14 protein-coding genes are annotated in these 17,249 nt (G+C 71.6%); 11 read left to right on the top strand and 3 right to left on the bottom strand.

The features are described 5' to 3' along the window. Positions 1-327: 327 nt before the first annotated feature. The 11 genes from ACGFIQ_RS08670 to ACGFIQ_RS08720 all read left to right on the top strand — a co-directional run bounded on the left by ACGFIQ_RS08670 (position 328) and on the right by ACGFIQ_RS08720 (position 13,828). Positions 328-2,682 carry an AbfB domain-containing protein gene (locus ACGFIQ_RS08670; RefSeq protein ID WP_393241348.1) on the top strand — a complete coding sequence of 785 codons (2,355 nt, stop codon included), beginning with the start codon at positions 328-330 and terminating at the stop codon, positions 2,680-2,682. 506 nt (positions 2,683-3,188) lie between these two features. After that, the gene (locus ACGFIQ_RS08675) at positions 3,189-4,481 is read left to right on the top strand and encodes a cytochrome P450 (RefSeq protein WP_393241351.1); all 1,293 of its coding nucleotides are present in this window, start codon (positions 3,189-3,191) and stop codon (positions 4,479-4,481) included. A gap of 254 nt (positions 4,482-4,735) precedes the next feature. Then, on the top strand, positions 4,736-5,218 hold the full coding sequence (locus tag ACGFIQ_RS08680; RefSeq protein ID WP_393241353.1) for a helix-turn-helix transcriptional regulator: 483 nt from the start codon (positions 4,736-4,738) through the stop codon (positions 5,216-5,218). A 253-nt stretch (positions 5,219-5,471) separates the two neighbouring features. Continuing rightward, on the top strand, positions 5,472-7,889 hold the full coding sequence (locus ACGFIQ_RS08685; protein WP_393241355.1) for a nitrate- and nitrite sensing domain-containing protein: 2,418 nt from the start codon (positions 5,472-5,474) through the stop codon (positions 7,887-7,889). A 16-nt stretch (positions 7,890-7,905) separates the two neighbouring features. Beyond that, positions 7,906-8,310 (top strand): roadblock/LC7 domain-containing protein, encoded by a 405-nt coding sequence (locus ACGFIQ_RS08690; protein WP_088989969.1) that lies wholly within the window; start codon positions 7,906-7,908, stop codon positions 8,308-8,310. A gap of 47 nt (positions 8,311-8,357) precedes the next feature. After that, positions 8,358-9,551 (top strand): ABC transporter substrate-binding protein, encoded by a 1,194-nt coding sequence (locus ACGFIQ_RS08695; RefSeq protein ID WP_393241359.1) that lies wholly within the window; start codon positions 8,358-8,360, stop codon positions 9,549-9,551. Beyond that, the gene (locus ACGFIQ_RS08700; protein WP_393241362.1) at positions 9,548-10,444 is read left to right on the top strand and encodes a branched-chain amino acid ABC transporter permease; all 897 of its coding nucleotides are present in this window, start codon (positions 9,548-9,550) and stop codon (positions 10,442-10,444) included. The genes ACGFIQ_RS08695 and ACGFIQ_RS08700 overlap by 4 nt, the downstream gene beginning before the upstream one ends. Then, positions 10,441-11,460: a branched-chain amino acid ABC transporter permease gene (locus ACGFIQ_RS08705; protein WP_393241365.1), complete on the top strand. Its 1,020-nt coding sequence runs from the start codon at positions 10,441-10,443 to the stop codon at positions 11,458-11,460. Before ACGFIQ_RS08700 ends, ACGFIQ_RS08705 begins: the two co-directional genes overlap by 4 nt. Beyond that, positions 11,457-12,200 (top strand): ABC transporter ATP-binding protein, encoded by a 744-nt coding sequence (locus tag ACGFIQ_RS08710; RefSeq protein ID WP_393241368.1) that lies wholly within the window; start codon positions 11,457-11,459, stop codon positions 12,198-12,200. Before ACGFIQ_RS08705 ends, ACGFIQ_RS08710 begins: the two co-directional genes overlap by 4 nt. Continuing rightward, the gene (locus ACGFIQ_RS08715; protein ID WP_393241370.1) at positions 12,200-12,967 is read left to right on the top strand and encodes an ABC transporter ATP-binding protein; all 768 of its coding nucleotides are present in this window, start codon (positions 12,200-12,202) and stop codon (positions 12,965-12,967) included. The genes ACGFIQ_RS08710 and ACGFIQ_RS08715 overlap by 1 nt, the downstream gene beginning before the upstream one ends. A 51-nt stretch (positions 12,968-13,018) precedes the next feature. Beyond that, complete coding sequence (locus ACGFIQ_RS08720) at positions 13,019-13,828, top strand: class I SAM-dependent methyltransferase (RefSeq protein WP_393241373.1); 810 nt, start codon at positions 13,019-13,021, stop codon at positions 13,826-13,828. Positions 13,829-13,930: 102 nt separating this feature from the next. Here ACGFIQ_RS08720 and ACGFIQ_RS08725 read toward each other — a convergent pair whose 3' ends face one another. From ACGFIQ_RS08725 to ACGFIQ_RS08735, 3 genes are all read right to left on the bottom strand, one after another. Further along, a complete protein-coding gene (locus ACGFIQ_RS08725) occupies positions 13,931-15,187 on the bottom strand; it encodes a serpin family protein (RefSeq protein WP_393241376.1) in 1,257 nt (418 codons plus the stop codon). Between the two features lie 233 nt (positions 15,188-15,420). Continuing rightward, on the bottom strand, positions 15,421-16,362 hold the full coding sequence (locus ACGFIQ_RS08730) for a hypothetical protein (protein ID WP_393241379.1): 942 nt from the start codon (positions 16,360-16,362) through the stop codon (positions 15,421-15,423). Between the two features lie 258 nt (positions 16,363-16,620). After that, positions 16,621-17,232 (bottom strand): dihydrofolate reductase family protein, encoded by a 612-nt coding sequence (locus tag ACGFIQ_RS08735; RefSeq protein WP_393241382.1) that lies wholly within the window; start codon positions 17,230-17,232, stop codon positions 16,621-16,623. Positions 17,233-17,249 lie beyond the last annotated feature (17 nt).

Below are 17,249 nucleotides of genomic sequence, written 5' to 3' on the forward strand. Positions count from 1 at the left end.
ACCCGATTCGAGATAGCGGTCAGCATATTGAAAGGCGTGCATTCGAAGGTCATCCTCTCTGAGTCGTACCACCGAGGCTATGGATCTCGCGGCGGCGCGTCGCAGAGCGCCGGCCGTCCGGCGCACGAGCGTTGACGACAGGGCCACCACGGCCCTATAACGATGCACAAGCAGTGATGGATGTTGATGCACGCGCCGACTGGGCACGTGACCAGCCCACCGACATCCGTCGATGACGCCGTCCCTCGTCAACGCTCCCCGATGCCCACCGCCCACGCGCTCCGGGCTTGGCTGCACCGCCCGGGGCGACTCGTCCCCGGAGACGGCATGACACGACACGTCCCCATCCGCCCCGCCCTGCCGCTGCTACTCGTCCTCGCCCTGGTCGCCGGCGTCCTCGCCGCGCCAGCCCCGCCGGCGCAGGCCGCACCGGCCAAGACACCGCCACTGACCACCCCCTGGACCAACCAGGCCCTGGCCGGCACGCCGCTGCCGGAGTATCCGCGGCCACAGATGACCCGACCGGACTGGCTCAATCTCAACGGCGAGTGGCAGCTGCGTCAGTCGGCCACCGACGACGCCCCGCAGTTCGGCACCAACCTGCCCGAGCGGGTCAACGTGCCCTTCCCGGTGGAGAGCGCCCTCTCCGGCATCCAGCGAGCCGCCAACGACAACCGCAACTACCTGTTCTACCGGCGCACCGTCACCATCCCGGCGAACTGGTCGGGCCGGCGGACCCTGCTGCACTTCGGCGCCGTCGACTGGCAGAGCACCGTCTGGGTCAACGGTGTCCGGGTCGGCGCACACACCGGCGGTTACGACGCGTTCACCTTCGACGTGACGCCCCAGCTCACCGCCGGGATGAACGAGATCGTCGTCAAGGTCTGGGATCCGACCGACAGCCGACAGAACGGCAGTCTGCCCGCCATCGGCAAGCAGACCAAGACACCCAGCGGGATCTTCTACACCCCCAGCTCGGGCATCTGGCAGACGGTGTGGTTGGAACCGGTGCCCGCCGCCTCCTTCACCAGCGTGGACGTCTACCCGAATCTCGCCACCAACACCCTGCGGGTCCGGGTCTTCACCCGGGGCGAGGTGAGCGGCCACAGCGTGCTCGCCGAGGCCCTGAACGGCAGCACCGTCGTCGGATCGGCGACCGGCGGCTTCACCGACTTCAGCGTGCCGGTGCCCAACGCGCGCCGTTGGTCCCCTGACGACCCGTTCCTCTACCACCTCCGGATCACGCTGCGCAACAGCGGTGGCACCACTGTGGATCGGACGCTGCACTACTTCGGCATGCGGGAGATCACCACGGGCCTGGTCAACGGCGCGCTGCGCCCCAAACTCAACGGCCAGTTCGTGTTCCAGCTCGGCACCCTCGACCAGGGCTTCTGGCCGGACGGGCTGTACACCGCGCCGACCGACGCCGCCCTCGCCTTCGACCTGCAGAAGCACAAGGATCTCGGCTTCAACATGGTGCGCAAGCACATCAAGGTCGAACCACAGCGCTGGTTCTACCACGCGGACCGGCTCGGCCTGCTTGTCTGGCAGGACATCCCGTCGCTGACCGCGCAGGACGTCAACCCGACCGACGCCCAGCAGGCGCAGTTCGAAACCGAGGCGCGTGAGATCGTCGACGAGCATCGCAGCTCACCCGCCGTGATCGCGTACACGCCCTACAACGAGGGCTGGGGCGAACGATCCCTCGCCGACACCCGACGGGTCGCCCAGAACATCAAGAACCAGGATCCGACCCGCCTGGTCAACCCGCACAGCGGGCACAACTGCTGCCAGTCCCTCGGCGACCCCGGCAACGGCGACATCGACGACTGGCACGTCTACCTCGGGCCGGACTCGCCCGTGCCGTCGAGCAGCCGGATCGCCGTGCTCGGCGAGTTCGGCGGCCTGGGTCTGCACACGCCGGGGCACGAGTACAGCCCGAGCGGCGGCTTCTTCGCCTACGAGTGGCAGACCAGCTCCACCGCGCTCACGGACCGCTACGTGGGGTTGGTGCAGGGCAGCCAGAACCTGATGCTGGGCAAGGGGCTGAGCGCCTCGATCTACACCGAGATCACCGACCTGGAGGGGGAGCTGAACGGGTTCGTCACCTACGACCGGCGGGTGGTCAAGATGGACCAGGCACGGGTCCGCACCGCCAACACCGCCCTGATCAACGCGTCGAAGACGATCGGCAGTTCGGCACCGGTCGCCCTACCGGTCGACACCCGCCGGTCGCTGCGGGTGACCACACCCGGCTACACCAACCGTTACCTGCGCCACCGGGACGGCCTGGCCTACACCGACGTGGTCGACGCCGCGAGCCCCAGCCTGCTCAAGGCCGACGCCACGTACACGATCCGGGCCGGCCTGGCCGACGCCGGCTGCTACTCGTTCGAGTCGGTCAACTTTCCCGGGCAGTACCTGCGCCACCAGAACTCCCGGGTCCGCAACTCGCCGGACGACGGCTCGGCGCTCCTGCGCGCCGACGCCACCTGGTGCGCACGTGTCGGGCTGACCGGCACGGGGGTGTCGCTGGAGTCGTACAACTTCCGGGGCAGGTACCTGCGGCACCACAACTCGGAGATCTGGCTCAGCAACGGTGCCGGCGGCGACGCGTACAACACGCCGACGTTGTGGACCGCCGACAGCACCTGGGCCGTCGCCACCCCGTGGGCGCCCTGACCCCGCACGCGGCCGGGTCGTCACGGTAGGACGTCGCGGGGGCGCCAGCCTGGGGTGGCGCGCCCCCGCGACGCGTGGGCGCCGTCGTCGGTACGACCGCACCCGCCGGAGCCGGCGACCGGGCGCCGCGTCACCCGCCGTACCGGAGGTCGTTTTCCGGTCAGGAGGGAGAGCGGGGAGTCGATTCCGCGGTCGACCCTGATCGGTTTCCGCGGCGGCCTGCCCTGATCGACTCGTTGTCGGCGACACCGGGACGGGGCCTGCCGGCCGGGCCGGACCGACGGCAAGGACCGAGCCGCAACTTGCATCCGGCCGATCCGGCCCGTCCATTGCAACACGCAATTATGCCCGCCAATAAATAGATGCCTACCAATCTTGACTTGCGCGGCAGCCCAGCGCACCGTAAAGAGCCTGAGGCAGATGCGCTCCATTATCGGCCCAACTGACGTGGATCGCTGAATGGGGGCGCTGCCGGTTTCCACGCCGCGTTCACCAGGAGGCGTTCCATGCGGCTGAATCCGTTCGCCGGGGTCTATCTCACCGATCCGGCAAGCATCTGGCGGCGTATTCTCGACGACCCCGACGGGGTGCAGTACGCCGAGGATCTGGGCCTGTGGTTGATCAGCCGACACGCCGATGTCCGCCGCGCCCTCGCCGACGCCGCGACGTTCGCCAACGCCCTCACCCTCGCCCCGGTCTACGAGGTGTGCCCGGCGGCGATGAACGTGCTCATGCGGCTCGACGCACCACCCACCACGGCCGCCGCGGACCCACCGGCGCACCCCCGCACCCGCCGGGCCCTCCGGGCGACCTTCGCGAACACCGCCGAGCGCGTCGAGGCCGAGTACGGGGCGATCGTCCGGCGGCGGGTCGACCAGTTGGTGGCCCGGCTCGCCGCCCGCCAGGGCGACCGCGTCGACCTGGTCCCGGAACTCGCCACCGAGCTTCCCCTGCTGGTGGTCCTGGACATCCTCGGGGTGCCCGACGCCGACATCGCGCGGATCCGGAGCTGGGCGGACGGTCAGATCGCCCTGCTCTGGGGTCACCCGGACGAGGCCGAGCAGGTGCGTCTGGCGCAGGGCCTCCTGGACTTCTGGCACTACTGCGAGGAGTTGGTCCGCCAGCGCGTGGACGGTGGGCACCGCGGCGACGACTTCATCGGCCGCGCCCTGGCCTACCGGGACGGCGACGACACGGTGCTGACGGTGCCGGAGGTGGCGAGCCTGGCCTTCAATCTGCTCGTCGCGGGCCACGAAACCACCGCCGGCCTGCTCGCGCACGCGCTCGACCAGGCCCTGTCCAGTCCGCGGCACTGGTCGGCGATCGCCGCGGACCCGGGAGCCGTCCCGGCGTTCGTCGCCGAGACGCTCCGGTTCGCGCCCGCCATCGACGGCTGGCTCCGGGTGACCAGCCGGGACGTCACGCTGGGATCGGTGACGATTCCCGCCGGGGCCCGCTGCCTGCTGTTGATCGGCGCGGCGAACCGCGACCCCGCGGTCTTCACCGACCCGCAGAAGTTCCATCCGCACCGGGCGGATGTGGGGAATCACCTGTCATTCGGCCACGGCCCACATTTCTGCATCGGTGCGGCACTGGCGCGGCTCGAGGCCGAGATCGCCCTCACCAGGCTCGCCGAATCCATTCCCGGCCTACGGCTGGATTCCGAACAACGGCGTTCGTACAAACCCAACGTCGCGTTTCGTTCGCACCACACACTGCTCGCCACAATCGATGTCACCGCGTCCGCCGACGTGCCGGCGACGCAGGCGGGGGCGCCCGCCGAGGCGCGTGTCGCCTGACCGTGGGCGGGCGCGGCCCGCCACCTGCGCACGGACCGGGAACGCGACCGCTCGCGTCGCGGGCCCCACCGGCGCGACTCGGTGCCGGCCACGGTCCGCGGGCATCTTTCGCACGGTGCTCGACATCCGGGTCGGCGAACGTCTTCACACCCATCGCATCCTGGGTTAAGAATTGCCCCCTATGAATGTTCAGCTCATTGCCATGTCCCGATCTGGCGTCCGCTGCTGATTCCCGTAGCCACGAAGGTGAGCGCATGGAGCACACGTCCCCGTCTAGCTCTGCTCACTCTGCGGCCAGTCAGCGGTTCCGCTGGGAGTTGCGCAACTGCCGCGTCGAACGGGGCCTGACCCAACGAGCCCTGGCGGATCTGGTGCGGTTCAGCCGGGAAACTGTCGCGGCGGTCGAGTCGGGTCGCCGGTTCGGCAGTCACGAGTTCGCGCAGCGCTGCGACGACGTGCTCGACACCGGCGGCCGGCTCGCGGCACTGTGGCCGCAGGTGGCGGCCGAGCAGTTGGCGGCCGACGGCCGCCGTGGCCCTCGCGCCTCGGAGCCGGACCCACTGGACCGGCCGGTGCCGCGCCAGCGTGCCCGGCGCAACGCGAGCGACCCGGCAGCCGTGGTGGACGCGATCGACGAGCTGCGGGAACTGATCGGTCAGGTGCTCAACGGGCCGGCCGACCCGGACGACACCCAGCGGCGACACCCGCCGGCCGACCCCCGCGACGACAGGCGCTGACCCCACCCGCCCGGACCTGTCTCGCGGTGTCATCGGCCGCTGACGTTGGGTACAGATGCTGGTACGGGCAGTTTGTACCACGGCCAGGTCTGGCCTACGAGCGCGGCTTCCGGCCGAATGGGACTTGCATTCGGCAACGTGCGGATAGACCGTCATCGACGAGTCGTGGGAGTCAATCTTGGCGTCGAGCACCAGGTCCCACGCGGCCAGACCCTACCCGACCCGCCGACGCGGCTGGAAGATAGCCGGGCGGATGCGCCTCATCGTCGCGGCACCGCTCGTCGCCGTGATCGGCTTCGCCGGTCTCGCACTGACCGAGAGCGCGCGGCAGACCGCACGTGCCAGCGACCTGCGGATCCTCGCACAGGTCGGTGCCGAGGCCGGTGATCTGGCCTACCGGCTGCAACGCGAACGGATCGCCGCCGCCGACCTGCTCACCTATCCCGCACCGGAGCAGCAGGACACCTTCGGCGCGGAGCTGGCCGCCACCGACGACGCCGTCACCCGCTATCGCGCACAGCGGGACCGGCTGTCCGCCGACGCCGACACCAACCGGGCCCTCCTGCGCCGCATCGACGCGGCCCTGGCCAGCCTCGCCCCGCTGCGCACCCAGGTACGCACGGCGGCGCACGCCTCGGTGTCGGCGATGACCTTCAGCTACCGGATCGCCATCGCCGACCTGATCAGCCTGCGGGAGAACGTCTCGCACGGCGTGGTCGACGCCCAACTCGCCGACGGCATCCGGGCCTCGGCGGCGCTGTCGAAGACGGCGGAGGCGATCGGTCAGCAGCAGGTCGCCGTGCTGCGCGCGGTCGCGGGCGGCGAGCTGACCCCCGCCACGCAGCAGGACATCACCGCGGCCCGGACCAGCTACACCGAGTCGAGCCTGTCGTTCCTGGCCCTGTCACCGCCCGAGTGGAGCCTCTGGTGGGAGCAGGCCGGCACCGGCAAGGAGGCGCTCGCGCTGCAACGGATGCAGGACGAGGTGTCGCGGGCCCAGCCGGGGTCGCGACTGCGACTGGAGACCGCCGACTGGGTGTCCACCACACAGGCGCGTGCGGCCCGCCTGGCCGACCTGCGCGCGCGGGTCGACGCCGCGGTCCGCGACGACGTCCGGGCCGCGCACGCCGACCAGCGTCGCCGGGCCGTGGCCGAGGCGGCCGGCGTCCTGCTGGCGCTGGTGCTCACCGCGTTGGTGACCTGGGCCGTCGCCCGACAGATCACCCGGCGGCTGCGTCGCCTCCGGGACGCCGCCAACGCCGTGGCCTTCGAACAGCTGCCCGCCGTGGTGGCCCAGCTCCAGCAGCCGGGCAGCGCCGCCGTCGACCCGGACAGGCTGGCCCGCCAGCAGTCCACCACCGCCCTCGAACCGTCGAGCGACGACGAGATCGGGGAGCTGGGCCAGGCGTTCAGCGCCGTGCACCAGGCCGCCGTGCGGACCGCCGCCGAGCAGGCCGTCATGCGCGCCAACACCGCCGACATCTTCATCCACCTGAGCCGCCGCGAACAGCGACTCGTCGACGCGGTGCTGGCCCAGGTCGACCTGGTCGAGCGGGACGAGACCGACCCCGACCGGCTGCACCAGCTGTACACGCTGGACAACCTGGCCACCCGGATGGGACGGATCAACGCCAGCCTGCTGGTGCTCGGCGGCGTCGGCGTGGGACGCGTACGCCAGCGCGACGTCCCTCTGCAACAGGTGCTCCAGGCGGCGCTGTCCCAGATCGAGCACTACGCGCGGATCCGGCTCGGCATGGTCGACGGGGACGTCGCGGTGGCGGCGAAGACCGTCGACGAGGTCGTGCACCTGCTCGCCGAACTCATGGACAACGCGACGACGTACGCACCGCCCGGCAGCGAGACCTGGGTGAGCGGTCGAAGCCTGGGTGACCGCGTCATCGTCCAGGTCAGCGACGAGGGCATGGGGTTGTCCCCGCAGCGGATGCAGCAGCTCAACGAGATCCTGGCCCACCCGCCGGCCATCGACGTGGCGGCCGTCCGGGCGATGGGGCTGGTCGTCGTGGGTCAGCTCGCGCAGCGGCTGGGCGCCACCGTCCAACTGCGACCCGGTCCCCGACGCGGCACCCTCGCCGAGGCGACGCTGCCGGCGGCGATCATCCGGTCGCTGCCACCGGAGGAGTACCTGCTCGCACCCGGCCGGCTGTCCCGGCGGGCGGCGCGGACGGCCAGCCCACCTCCGCCGTACCAGCCGCGCCCCGAACCCACCGCGGGACGCCCGCCGGCCGAACGCACCCTGCCGGCGGCGCCGGCCGAACGAACCCTGCCGGCGGCGCCGGTGTTCCGACCGACTCCCCCACCCCCGGACCGGGGTGACGCGCCCACCGAGGAGCTGCTCATCTTCGAACAGGTCAACCACTGGTTCCAGGCGGATGTCGCCGACGGCTCCGACGACCGGGAGTGGTCCAGCCCCGCCGACGACGCCTGGCGCACCGCCGCCCAGGCACACGCCCCCGAAGTCGCCACGACCACCACCTCCGGCCTGCCCAAACGGGAGCCGCAACGGCATCTCGTGCCCGGCGGCGTGACCGTGCCCCAGCAGCGACAGCGGTCCGAGTACCGCGACCCGACCCAGGTGGCGACGGCGATGGCCGCGTACGCGCGGGGTGTGGCGAACCGCAGGCGCACCCCGATCAACCTCGGCAACACCTGACGCGACAGGAGACCATGTGAGCGACCAACAGGACCTCGGCTGGCTGTTGGACAACTTCGCCGCCCGCGCGAGCGAGGTCAGCCATGCGATCGCCATCTCCAGTGACGGCCTGATGGTGGCCGCCACCCGCGACCTGCCCCCGGACCGGGCCGACCAGTTGGCCGCCACGGGTAGCGGGCTGGTCAGCCTGCTGCGGGGCGCGGCGGCCTTCTTCGACGCCGGAGCGGTGATCTCCAACGTCACGCAGCTCGAGGGCGGGTTCATGTTCTCGATGGCCTTCAACGACGGCGCCTCGCTGCTGGTGCTCGCCGCACCGGAGTGCGACGTCGGCAAGGTCTCCTACGAGATGACCGAGTTGGCCAACCGGATCGGGGACGCCCTGACCCCCGCGGCCCGGGCGGCACTCGCCCGCAGCCGCTGACCGCCCCGGCGCCCCCACGCCGGAGACCCACTTCCCCTGGAGAAGACATGCCTCACACCACCTTTCGGCGCAGCCATGCCCTGGCCGCCGCCGTGCTCGCGGTCGTCCTGACCGCCAGCACGGCCTGTGGCGACGACGCGCCGGGCACGAGCGCCGGCGGCTCGATAAAGATCGGCCTGCTCGCGTCGCTGTCCGGGACGTACCAGGCGGTCGGTACGGAGATCCGCGACGGCTTCCAGCTCTACCTGGACACCCACGACGGCAAACTCGGCGGCCGGCAGGTCGACCTCGTCATCGCCGACGAGGGCAACGGCGCCCAGACCGCGGTGCCGGCGGCGACCAAACTGCTCAAGCAGGACCGGGTGGCGGCGCTCACCGGCATCGTCGGTGGCGGCTCGGTCGCCGGGGTCACCCCCCTGCTCGACGAGACCAAGGTGCCACTGGTCGGCTCGAACGGGCGACCCGAGCTCAAGGACGTCTCCCGGGTCTGGCACACCTCGTACCTCTCCGACGAGCCCGGGGCGGCGATCGCCCAACACGTCCGCGACAACGTGCAGGGCTCGGTGTACGCGATCGGCCCGGACTACCAGGGCGGCTGGGACGAGCTGCGCGGGTTCACCGACGCGTTCGGCAAGATCGGCGGGAAGCTCGCCAACGCCGACGGCAAGACCACCTTCACCCCGTTCCCGGCCACCACCAACTTCACCCCGTACTTCGCTCGCATCAAGGCCTCCGGCGCGGCGGCCGTCTACACGTTCTACGCCGGCAGCGCCGCCGTCGACTTCGTCAAGCAGTACGCGCAGTCCGAGATCAAGGACGTCCCGTTGTACGCGGCCGGGTTCCTCACCGAGGGCGGCGTGCTCAACGCGCAGGGCGAGGCCGCGCGGGACATCTACTCGGTGCTCAACTACTCCCCCGACCTCGACAACGCGGAGAACCGCGCCTTCGTGGCCGCGTGGAAGGCCAAGCACGACGGGTCGCCGACCACCTACGCGCTCGCCTCGTACGACGCGGCGGCGGTGCTGGACCGGGCGATCGGCGCCGCCGGGAGCAATCCGACTCCGGAGGCCATCAACACGGCCATCGGTCAACTCGGCCAGATCGCCAGCCCGCGCGGCACCTGGCAGTTCTCCGCCAGCACGCACTCCCCGGTGCAGAAGTGGTACCTGCGGCAGGTCCGCCAGGACGGACGCGCGCTGTCCAACACCGTCGTGGGTGACCTCGCGACCGTCGGTCGGTGATCGCGGTGGCGGCCGGCGCGAACCGGATCGACCCGTACCTGATCCCGGCGCTGGACGGGGTCGCCTACGGGCTGCTCGTGTTCGTCGCCGCGTCGGGTCTGGTCTTCTGTTTCGGCGTCGCCAACATCCTCAACCTGGCGCACGGCCTGCTCTACGCGATCGGCGGGTACGCTGCCGCGGCGCTGCTCGACGGTGGCTGGGCCAGCCTGGCGTTGGCGCTGGTGGTCGGCGTGCTGGCCGCCACCGCGGCGGGGGTGCTGTTGGCCGGGTTGCTCACGCCGGTCGCCACCGGTAACCACCTGAGTCAGGCGCTGTTGACGTTCGGTGCGGCGCTGGCCGGCGGCAGCCTGCTCGTCGCCGGCTTCGGGCCGGACGATCCGCAGGTACGGGTGCCCGCCGTCCTGGAGGGATCGGTGGTGCTCGCCGGTCACCGCTACGCCGCGTACCGACTGGTGTTCATCGTCGTCGCCGCGGTGATCGCCGCCGCCCTCTACCTGACGGTGCGGCGCACCCGGGCCGGGATGCTGGTCCGCGCGGCCGTCGACGACCCGGAGATGGTCGCCTGCCTGGGCGTGAGTCCCGCGCGGATCCGCGCCGGCGTGCTCGCCGCCGCCGGCGCGCTGGCCGGAGCGGCCGGGGTCCTGGGCGCGCCGATCATCGGCCCCGGCACGGACACCGCCGACACCGTCCTGCTGCTGTCCCTGGTGGTCGTCGTCCTCGGCGGTCTCGGGTCGATGGGAGGCACCCTGCTGGCGGCGCTCGCGATCGGCGAGATCCAGACACTGGGGGTGGCGCTGCTGCCGTCCGCCGCGCCGTTCCTGCTGTTCGCCGCCATGGCGACGGTGCTCGCCGTGCGGGCCCGTGGCCTGGCCGGCAGGTGGAGGGCGGCATGAGCGGCGAGGTGCTCCGGCCGGCGCGGGGTGGCATCGCGGCGCTCGTCCTGGTCGGCCTGGTCGTGGCGCCCTGGGTGGTCGACGACTACACCACGGCGATCCTCGCCCGGACGTTGGCGCTGGCCCTGGTCGGGGTGAGCGTGGCGCTGCTCACCGGCGTCGCCGGCATGCCCACCCTCGGCCAGACCGCGCCGTACGCGGCGGGCGCCTACGCCTGCGCCGTGGTGGGCAGCCGGATCTCCGACGTCGGGGTCGTGCAGGTCGCCGTCGCGGCGACCGCCGGGGCGGTGCTGGCCGCGCTCACCGTGCCGCTCGTCGTGCACGCCCGGGGGGTGATCGTCCTGATGATCACCCTGGCCATCGGTGAACTCGCCGTCACCGTCCTCGGCCGGTGGCGGTCGGTGACCGGTGGCACGGACGGGCTGGCCGGCATCGCGGCGGTCCGTCCGTTCTGGGGGCTCCCGCCGCTCGCCAGCGACCAGGCGCGCTACCTGTACGCCCTGGTCGTCGTGGCCACGCTTGTCGGGGCGGTGCTGGTGCTGCTGCGGACCCGGGCCGGGCTGCTGCTGCGCGCCGGCCGGGACGACGAGACGCGGCTGCGGGCCAGCGGTCACCGGGTGCCGCTCTACGTCTCCGGCGCGCACGTGGCCGCCGGGGCGATAGCCGGTGCCGCCGGCTCGCTCCTGGTCGTCGCCCAGCAGTACATCTCCCCCGCCGACTTCGGCTTCGACACGTCCGCGCTGCTGCTGCTCGGTGTCGTCATCGGCGGCACCGCCTCGGTCGGCGGCGCCCTGGTGGGCGCGGCGCTTGTCATCGCCGTACGGGACTGGCTGTTCGGGGTGCTGCCCGGCCACGCGCCGCTGGTGCTGGGGGTGCTGTTCGTGGCGACGGTCTACCTGCTGCCCAGCGGCGGCATCCGGGCCCGGGGCCGGTCGCGTCCACCGCGTGCCGCGTCCCGCCAGTCGGAGTCGCCACCCGTCCGTGACCAGGCCACGATCCCGGAGCTACACCGATGACCTGCCTGCTCAGCGCCGAGGATGTCAGCGTGCGGTACGGATCGCTCGCCGCGCTCGCCGGCGTGGACCTCTGCGTCCACGACGGCCAGCGGCACGCACTGATCGGCCCGAACGGAGCCGGCAAGACGACCCTGCTCAACGTGATCGGCGGGTCCACGAGACCGCAGCGCGGCACCGTGCGCCTCGTCGGACGCGACGTCGGTCGGCTCGGGCCGGCGGCCCGGGCCCGACGGGGCATCAACCGCATACACCAACGACCCGCGGTCTTCGCGACGCTCACCGCGACGGAGAACGTCGTGGTGGCCGCGCTGCCGCGGGTCATCCCCGAGCGCAGGTGGTGGCCGGGCGGACGCGGGCGCGACGCGCGACACCGGGCCGGCCGACTGCTGGACCAGATGGGCCTCGCCGACGTCGCGGAGGTGCCCGCCGGGCACCTCGCACACGGGCAACGACGCCAGTTGGAGATCGCCATGGCCCTTGCCGGTCGCCCCCGCCTGCTGCTCCTGGACGAACCGGCGGCCGGGCTGTCCGCCGTCGAGGTCGGCCGGCTGGTCGAGGTGCTCCAGGCACTGCCCCGGGCAGTCGCCCTATTGCTCGTCGAACATCGACTGGACCTGGTGTACGCCCTGTCCGACACGGTGACCGTGCTGCGCGACGGTCGGACGTTGGCCGCCGGGACGCCGGACGAGATCCGTACCTCGCCGCTGGTGCGGCGGGCCTACGCCGACGGGGTGGCCTGATGTTGTCGGTGGATCGGCTGTGCGCCGGTTACGGCGGAGGGATCGTGCTGCACGAGGTCAGCCTGCGGGTGCGCCCGGGCAGCATCCAGGCCGTGGTGGGTCGCAACGGGGCGGGCAAGAGCACACTCGTGCACACGATCGCCGGGCTGGTACGAGCGTCCAGTGGCCGCATCGAGATCGGCGGTGTGCACGTGGCCGGTCGGCAACCACATCGCATCGCCCAGTCCGGTGTCGGTCTCGTGCCGCAGGGCCGACGGGTCTTCTCCCGGCTGACCGTGGCCGAGCACCTGCACCTGGCGGCCGCGCCGTGGCGGGCCGCCGCCCCCGGCGGCGAGGGCTGGACGGTGGCCCGCACCCTCGAACTGCTGCCCAGGTTGGCGGTGCGGCTGCGCCACCGCGGCGGCGAACTCTCCGGCGGTGAGCAGCAGATGCTGGCGATAGCCCGCGCGCTCCTCGGTCAACCCCGGGTGCTGCTGCTCGACGAACCGTGTGAGGGCCTGTCACCCGATCTGGCGGCGCGGGTCCGCGATCTCGTCAACGGTCTCGCCGCCGACGGCCTGACCGTGCTGCTCGTGGAGCAGCAACTCCAGCACGCGATCGAGGTCGCCGACCGGGTGGCGGTGCTGGAGTACGGCCGGGTGGTCTACGACCGGCCGACGGCCGAGGCCCGCGTCGATCCGGCACCACTCGCGGCGATGTTGAGCGTCGCCGCCCCGGCACCCCCGCCCAACCGGGCGGCACCCCGGCTCTGGACCGACACCCCGTAGTCACCCGACTCCGCGCGAGTCACCCGACCCTTCTCGGAGAGGTAGACACCGATGACAACCGCCGCGAGCGATGGCGCGTACACGTTCGACAACGGCGCCCCCGACGCCGTCGCGCAGATGCAGGCGTTGGAGTCCTTCCTGGACCCGATCACGACGCGTCGCCTGGCCAGCCCGGTACTGCGACCGGGTGCGACCTGCTGGGAGGTCGGGGCGGGTGGCGGCTCGATGGCCCGGCGGATCGCCCGCGCGACCGGCGAGAAAGGCCACGTGCTGGCCACCGACATCGACCCCACGCACCTCACGGCGGACGGCAACCTGCACGTACGCCGGCACGACGTGCGCACCGAACCGCCACCCGGGGACGCGTACGACCTGATCCACGCCCGGCTGGTGCTGCTGCACCTCCCCGATCGGCGGCGGGTCCTGCGCACGCTCACCGGCGCGCTCGCGCCCGGCGGGTGGCTGGTGGTCGAGGAGTTCGACTGCACCGCGCCACAGCGGGTGCTGACCGCGCCGACCGACGACGCCGCGAAGCTCTTCGCGCAGGTCATGGACGCCATGATGGGTGTCCTGGAGGACCACGGGGCCGACCTGGGTTGGGCGCAGGACGTGCACACCGAGATGGCCCTCGCCGGGTTGACCGACGTGGACACCATCACCCACTCGCAGAGCTGGGCCGGTGGTTCGACCGGGGCGTCGCTCTACGAGACGAACTCCCGGCAGTTGGAGCCGGACCTGCTGGCGGCGGGGCTGTCGCCCCAGCAACTGAACGCCTTCCGCCGGCTGCTGCGTGACCCCGGGTTCGCCGTCATGTCGTACCACTTCGTCTCCACCCGGGGCCGTGGTCCGCACCGTCGGTAGCCGAGGGCGTCAACCTTGAGCCGCGATCCAGACCGCCGCACGAACCTGTGGCGTGTGTGCAAGGCCGAGATGTGCGTGGGGCCGCCTCGGCGTCATGCCATTTCAGGTTCGGGGGTCAGTGACGGCGCCGAGAAAGAGGATGGCTCCGGTCTGCTGGTCGGAGATGGTGAAGGCGAACGGTCGATCGACGCGAAACACGGTCCGGTTCAGTCGCGCCGAGGTGACCATGGCCCCACCGGTGACGGCGGCCGCCTCTGTGCCGCGCTCGTCCACCCTGATGTAGGTCTTGTGCACGACCTTCTCCAGCGACGTAGCCAGGGGGGACATCGGTCGGAGATCGGCACTGCCTGGCGTGAACGCATTGGACAGGCCAAGCCGCTGGAGCGGACCGTTCAGCTCACCCTTCCACCGTAGTTCGAAGCGTGGCAGGGCGAGTTCGTCGATGGTCTGTTCGGTGAGGCTGTCGACGGCGGCGCGCCACTGGCTGGCGTCGAGCGAGCCGAGCAGGTTGGCCAGTGTGTTCCGCTCGTCGGGCAGCAGCACCTCCATGCCGTACCGACCGTGCTTGCCGTAGGGCAGGCGCAGCATGCGGTACCCGTCGCGTTGGGTGTAGCCGAACGCCTCGTCGTTGAGGTGCATCGTTGCCACGTCGACCTTCCCGCCGTCGGGAAGCGTGAACGGTTGCGGCCTGGTGTCGGCGCGGTCGAACTTCGTCTTCCACTCACCAAGGAAGTAGACGGCGTTGAGTAGAACGAGGACCGCGTCCGGGTCGGGCAGCCCCAGATCGGCGGCGATGCCACGGATGAGCCCGTTGGTGTTCTTTCTAGCCCAGGCGTCGATCGCGTCGGCCGCATCCGGCGAGCTGAGGTCGGCGTGCTCCACAGTGGCGCCGAAGGTGCGACGCACGAACGTCAGGTAGTCCTCCTCAAACGGCTTGCCTCGATCGGCCCAGAGAGCGTCGGCGACCGAGAGCGTGACCTGGTCGGTATCGGCAAGCGTCCGCAGCAGCGCGCCGACTCTCACGTCGCGCGGGTCGTCGAGGTGCAGCGTCCTGGCCATTTCCGTGGCCGTGTCGCCGTCCGTGCCGGCCAGGGCCATCGCCAGCAGCACTGCCACCGACAGCGGCGAGGTGATGGTGTTCTGCTTACCGTCCGCCGCCTCGCCGAACAGGTCGAACCCGAAGGCGTTGACCGCCTGACCCACCGCACGGGCATCGTTGGGATCGAGGTTGGCCACGAGCTTCGCGTCGATGCGTGCTGCGTCGCCCGGCAGCGTCGACCGGCTACAACCTGCCAGCAGGACCGCGCCAGCAAGGAGGACCGCGCTGACCCGGGCAGGCAGGCTCGTGGCGAGGGACATGTACACAACCTCCGCTCATCACTTCGTCACTGTTCGACGCAGGTTGGGTTCCGGCCGGTTCCCGCCGGTACCAATCCCGGACACGCGAGCGCCTCCGGGTGGTTGTCTGGGTCATTTGCGGACCCAGAACCTTGCCATGCCTGCCATGCCGGGCAACTCCACGACGGCGTCGACCCCACCGGCCGGGCTCCCTCCCCAAGAGCCCGGCCGGTCCGCACGTAGGCCAGTCCGGCTCAGCGGGGATTGGTTTCCTGGCGGGCCAGGACAATCAGATCCTCGGGGCAGACCGACAGCGGCGCGGTCGCTCCGTCCAGCCAGACGAGATAGCCCACCGGCGGACCAGATGATCCCCACCTGGCACCGATGATCGTGCCTGAGCGCGTGTCGTTCGGCTGGGTGAGCAGACGCACCCGGGTGCCCGGCGCGTGTCCGTCGTCGGCGACGATGAGCAGCGCGTCGAGGATCTGTCGGGCACCGGCGACGGGCAACCCCGGCACGTACGGCTCGCCGGCGTGACCGACACGCGGCGACATCATCGTGTGGAGAAGCGCGGCTTGCCGGATCGCCTCCTGGCGAACCTGCCAGTCCGTGCTGTGCTCGGCGCCGGCCAGCGCCGCCTCGATGCCCGCCCAGAGCGCCCGGGCCTCCCGGTCGAGCAGGCGGCGGGCCTCGCGGTCGATCTCGGCGCAGGCCGTGTCGAGCGCGGTGTCCTCGCCCAGCTCCGCGATCCAGGCCAGATCCCCCACCTCGGGCAGCAGCCCTGGCGACTCTGTCGCGACCACGATGTACAGCATCGCGAGCAGTTCCACCCGGCCCTCGCCGTGGTAGAGCGCGCCCACTCCACTGCCCGTACGCCCACGGCTGGGCGGGAAGCGCTCGACGAGGTGCTGCGCGCGGCCATGAGGCAGGACCACGGCCCGCCTGGTGTCCGACACCCGCTCCTCGAACGACCGCCGCTCGCGGCGTTCGACGAGCAGCTGACGATGCGGGTCGAACCCGATCGGGTAGATCGTCCGCCCGTACGTGGCGAGGGTTTCGCCGGGCCGTAGACCCACCGACTCGAGGTGGCGGGCGGCCACCGAGTAGGCGACACCGGCCTGGGCGGCGTGTTCCCGGATGGCGCGCTTGCGGGCGCGCCCCGGGGCTGGGGTTCGGCGGGGGGTGGAATCAGACATGACGCCTCCGGTGCAGCCCCACGCACTCCACCGAGCAGGCGGCGTGGCCGGCACGCCGGGAGTCGACACAGCGGCGCGGAGTCGGAGACTCTTGGCCCCAGCATGCGGTCGGGCGTGGGCCACCACATCGGGCACTGGCAGGCGCTCTGCCACCGCCAGCATATCGCGACGTCGACAGTCGGCGCGGCCGTGCAGGCGCCGGCCGGTCGTGCGCGGCGGACGTCGAGTCCGCACTGCGGGCCGGCCGACGCCGAACGGTCACCTCGGCACGCGGAAGCGCAGGTGCGTGACGTGTGGTGATTCGATCACCGCGGTGCGTTCGAGTGCGATGTGCTCGGTGCCGAGGTGGTCGAACAGGCGCGTGCCGGCACCGAGGAACACCGGTACGAGTTGGACGTGGATCTCGTCCACCAGCCCGGCCCGGACGAACTCTCGTCCGGTGGTGGGCCCGCCCATGATGAGGACGTTCCGGTCGCCCGCTGCCTGCCGCGCCTGGCGCAGCGCGCTGTGGAGTCCGTCGTCGACGAATGTGAAGACGTCACTCTTCATCGGCAACGGGTCGCGCGACTCGCGAGTGACCACGAAGCACGGCACCGGGAACGGGGTGTCCTGCCACAGGTCCACACCGACGTCGAACGTCCGTTTGCCGACCACCACGGCACCGGTCGTGGCCTGACGCTCCCGTACCTGCGCGGCATCGACCCCGACCGGGGTGAGGCCGTCAGCCGCCACGGCGCGATCCCCGTCAGCCTGGAACAGCCACTCGTGCAGCCGCTCGCCGCCTCTGCCCATCGGTTGTTCGCGGGTGACGTCAGGACCGGCGGCGAAGCCGTCCAACGACACGCTCATGCTCAACACCGTGCGGCCCATCGGGCCCTCCTTCACCC

It is taken from the genome of Micromonospora sp. NPDC048898, from assembly GCF_043198035.1.
In the GTDB taxonomy this organism is placed as follows: domain Bacteria; phylum Actinomycetota; class Actinomycetes; order Mycobacteriales; family Micromonosporaceae; genus Micromonospora.